Source organism: Streptomyces torulosus (assembly GCF_001419765.1).
GTDB classification, from domain to species: domain Bacteria; phylum Actinomycetota; class Actinomycetes; order Streptomycetales; family Streptomycetaceae; genus Streptomyces; species Streptomyces torulosus.
On record NZ_LIRK01000572.1, the window covers coordinates 1 to 3668 of the forward strand.

The window sequence follows — 3668 nt, forward strand, 5'->3', positions numbered from 1 at the left end:
GCGGCTGACCGACGCGGCCGGCGGTACGGAGAAGGTCGCCGCCTATTGCGCCGCCCGGCTCGGCGACGCCGACGACGCCGACGACCGGAAGCAGCGGGCCGGGGACTCCGCCGGGAAGCGGGACGGGACCGAGCGGTCCACGGGGGCCGACGCCGGGCGGAAGTCCGACGACGCGGGCGTACCGGCCGGGGCCGCCACCGGGAAACCGGACGGGGCGGGGGAGCCGACCGCGCCGGGCACCTCGGACGAGGCGGACCGGAAGGGCCGGGCGGACCAGGGGGGACAGACAGACCTTGGGAGTGACGCGGACCAGGGTGGCCGGGAGGACGAGCCGAAGGACGCGGACGTACCCGGCCGGGCCGACGGGGCGGACAAGGCCCCGGAAACGAAGTAAGGCCGGCGTGCTCGCGAGACCCCCGTACTCGCAAGACACCCGGCCGACTCCGCCGATGGCAACGGCCGGGGCCGCCACCCCCCACAGGAGAGGCCCCGACCGTCGCGCGGCACGGGCCGCGCGGCGGCCCGTACTACCTACAGCGCCGCGCCCCCGATTTGTGTCACACCCCGCCGGATCACGAGTTAGTTGCATGTTCTACGGACATGGACGGGCAGCGGTTTCAGGCCGTAACGTGCCATTCGCGCCGGATCGCGGAGGACGACCACAGCTCTGACCGCCGGTGAGGTTGAGACCGCAACCATTGATCGGAACCACGACGGAGAGAACCCGGGCCGCGAGAGCGGCGCCGGCTCAGGCGCAAGAGGGGCGCGGTGCTGGGGGACGACGCGGAGCTGACCGCCGCGGTACTTGCGGCACAGGACGGGGACGAGACCGCGTTCCGGACTGTGTACCGCGCCGTGCATCCACGGCTGCTCGGGTACGTGCGGACGCTCGTCGGTGATCCGGACGCGGAGGACGTCACCTCCGAGGCGTGGCTCCAGATAGCCCGCGACCTGGAGCGGTTCACCGGTGACGCCGACCGGTTCCGGGGCTGGGCCGCCCGGATCGCCCGCAATCGTGCCCTGGACCACATACGCATGCGTGGCCGCCGCCCCGCGATAGGCGGCGACGAGACCGAGTTGACCGGCCGGGCGGCCGAGTCCGACACGGCGGGCGAGGCGATGGAGGCACTCGCCACCGGCCACACCCTGTCCCTCATAGCGCAGCTGCCTCAGGACCAGGCCGAGGCCGTGGTGCTGCGTGTGGTGGTCGGCCTCGACGCCAAGACGGCCGCCGAGACGCTCGGCAAGCGCGCGGGCGCCGTACGGACGGCCGCGCACCGGGGGCTGAAACGGCTCGCGGAGCTGATCGGGGAGAATCCGGAGACGGCCGCGGAGGCCGATCCGGAATCCGGCGACTCGCTGGACGCGGTGCCCCCACCAAGAGAACCGCGTACCCGCGCGGCTACGTCCGCCGGTGTGACGCATATGCGTTCGCGGACGCAGAAGGACATGTGATGGCCGACGAGCAGTACAAGTGGCTGAACCGCGATGTGGCGGAGCGGCTGCTGCGTGGCGAGCCGCTCGACGCCGTCGACCCCGACACCCGCTCCCGGGCCGACCGGCTCGCCGAGACGCTCGGCGCACTGGCCGCCGATGCCGCCCCCAAGCCCGCGCCGGGATCCGAACTTCCGGGTGAGGAAGCCGCGTTGGCCGCCTTCCGCACCGTCAGGACCGCCCGCACCGGGCAGCGGGACGAGGCCGCCGCGCCCGCGGGGGGCAGCCGTACCCACACGTCGGCGCCCGTCGCCGACGCCGGGCTCGTCCGTCTCGGGCGGCCCGCCCCGGACGGCCGGCGGGCCCGCTGGGGCCGGCCCGCGCGGTTCGGGCTGGTCGCGTCGCTGGCCGGCGGAATGTTCGGCGGGGCCGTCCTGGCGGCGGGCAGCGGTGTCCTGGTCGGCTCCATCGGGGACGAGGAACCGGAACGCCCCGTCTCCGTCTCCTCCCCCGCCGAGTCGCCGGACCAGCCGCTGAGGTCGCCGTCGCCGCGCGAGGCCCCGCCCGAGGGCGACACCGGCGGCGGGACGCGGGGCGAACCCACACCGCGCGGTGACGGCTCCGGCGGCAACACCCCCGGCAGCGGGGATTCCGGTGACGGGACCGACGACGACACCTCGGACGACCGCGGGCGGAACCAGGGCGGCCTCACCCCGGAGTGGTGGAACAGCGTCCTCTCCGCGTGCCGCGACGTCCGCAACGGCAAGGACCTGGACGACGACCGCCGACGCAGCCTGGAGGACGCGTCCGGCGGCAAGGACGGCGGGCGGCTGAAGAAGTACTGCGACGGCGTCCTCGCGGGCGGCGGCAGGAACTTCGGCGACGGCCACGGAAAGGGCCGGGGCACCGGGGGCGTGTCGGGTTCCGCCGGTTCCTCCGGCACCGGGTCGAAGGACCGCTCCGGGCTCGACCCCGACGAGGACGACGACTCCGACCGCGGCCGGGGCAACGGGCACGGCAACGGCAACGGCAACGGCAACGGCAAGAGCCACGGCCGGGGCGGCGGCAAGGGCAAGGGCTACGGCCGGGGCAACGGCAACAACCACGGCGGCAAGAACCACGGCGGCAAGGGCGGCGGCCACGGCAAGGGCGGCAACGGCGGCGGCCATGGCTCCGGTCAGGGCGGCAACCAGCACCGGGGCCAGGGCGGCGCTGCGGCGATGATCGCCGTCGACCTGCGCACGAGCCCGGCCGACGCACCCTCTCGCCGCGCCTGACCTGCGGTTTCCCGTCCGCTCAGAAATTCCTTCCCGTAACGGGTAACACTTTCGGCCGCCCCGCCGCAGTAATGAGTGAGCCGACTGGTCATCGGCCGTCGCACAGAGCCGGGGTTCCCCCCGTACCTACGGCTCGTGCACCTAGGCGCGGGCGGGACACGTTCCCCCGGTCCCGCCCGCGCCCCAATCCCCCGTGGTCACCCCGTACTCCCAGCGACGCTTCCGGCGCCCTCCCGCTATGCGCCCTGTGACGCACATCACTTCGCAACCGGCCCTCGCCGCCCCGGTCTCCGGCCCGTCGACACTCGGTCCCTCACCAGTGGACGACCACCTTGTCGCCATTCCTGACCTGCGCGAACAGCCGCGCGATCGCCGCCTCGTCGCGGACGTTGACGCAGCCGTGCGAGGCGCCGTAGTAGCCGCGGGCCGCGAAGTCGGACGAGTAGTGGACGGCCTGGCCGCCGCTGAAGAACATCGCGTACGGCATCGCCGTGTCGTACAGGGTCGACCAGTGGTCGCGGGACTTGAAGTAGACGCTGAAGACGCCTTCGCGGGTGGGCGTGTACTGCGAGCCGAACCGCACCTCGACCGTCGTCAGCGTGTTGCCGTTCACCATCCAGCGCAGGGTGCGGCTCGTCTTGCTGATGCACAGCACCCGGCCCGTGAGACAGCGCGGGTCCGGCTCCGCCGCCGACTGGCCCCCGAACGCGTACAGCTCCCACTTGCCGGGCTCCTGTGTCATCCCCATCAGCCGCGCCCAGGTGACGGTGTCCGTCCGCCCCGTCCGCGGCAGTCCCCGCTTGCCCTGGAAGCCCTTCACGGCCTGGACGGTCAGCTCGTCGTACGTCCCCGTCGGCCCGACGTGCAGCCACGCGACCTGCCGGAGACGGGCCTGGAGTTCGCGCACCTCGAACCCCTCGTCGCCACGCGACCACAGGACCTTCGTCGGGGCCGCGG

General features: G+C 73.7%; 3 protein-coding genes and 1 pseudogene. 3 read left to right on the forward strand and 1 reads right to left on the reverse strand.

Features of this window, described 5'->3' with window-relative positions; translation table 11 throughout:
• The 3 genes and pseudogenes from AOK23_RS33705 to AOK23_RS33715 all read left to right on the forward strand — a co-directional run.
• A pseudogene (locus tag AOK23_RS33705) lies at positions 1–394 on the forward strand (hypothetical protein); the annotation flags it as partial.
• Between the two features lie 374 nt (positions 395–768).
• Positions 769–1455: an RNA polymerase sigma factor gene (locus AOK23_RS33710; protein WP_055522212.1), complete on the forward strand. Its 687-nt coding sequence runs from the start codon at positions 769–771 to the stop codon at positions 1453–1455.
• Positions 1455–2711 (forward strand): hypothetical protein, encoded by a 1257-nt coding sequence (locus AOK23_RS33715; protein WP_107102937.1) that lies wholly within the window; start codon positions 1455–1457, stop codon positions 2709–2711. The genes AOK23_RS33710 and AOK23_RS33715 overlap by 1 nt, the downstream gene beginning before the upstream one ends.
• A 313-nt stretch (positions 2712–3024) precedes the next feature.
• On the opposite strand, the gene AOK23_RS33720 is transcribed toward AOK23_RS33715, so the two are convergent.
• Positions 3025–3668: L,D-transpeptidase family protein (locus tag AOK23_RS33720; RefSeq protein WP_055716336.1), on the reverse strand; the 644-nt coding region annotated here is incomplete at its 5' end.

What these genes read in the sequence shown, in the direction of transcription:
- AOK23_RS33715 (WP_107102937.1), top strand. Translation starts at nt 1,455, where the DNA reads ATGGCCGACGAGCAGTACAAGTGGCTGAACCGCGATGTGGCGGAGCGG.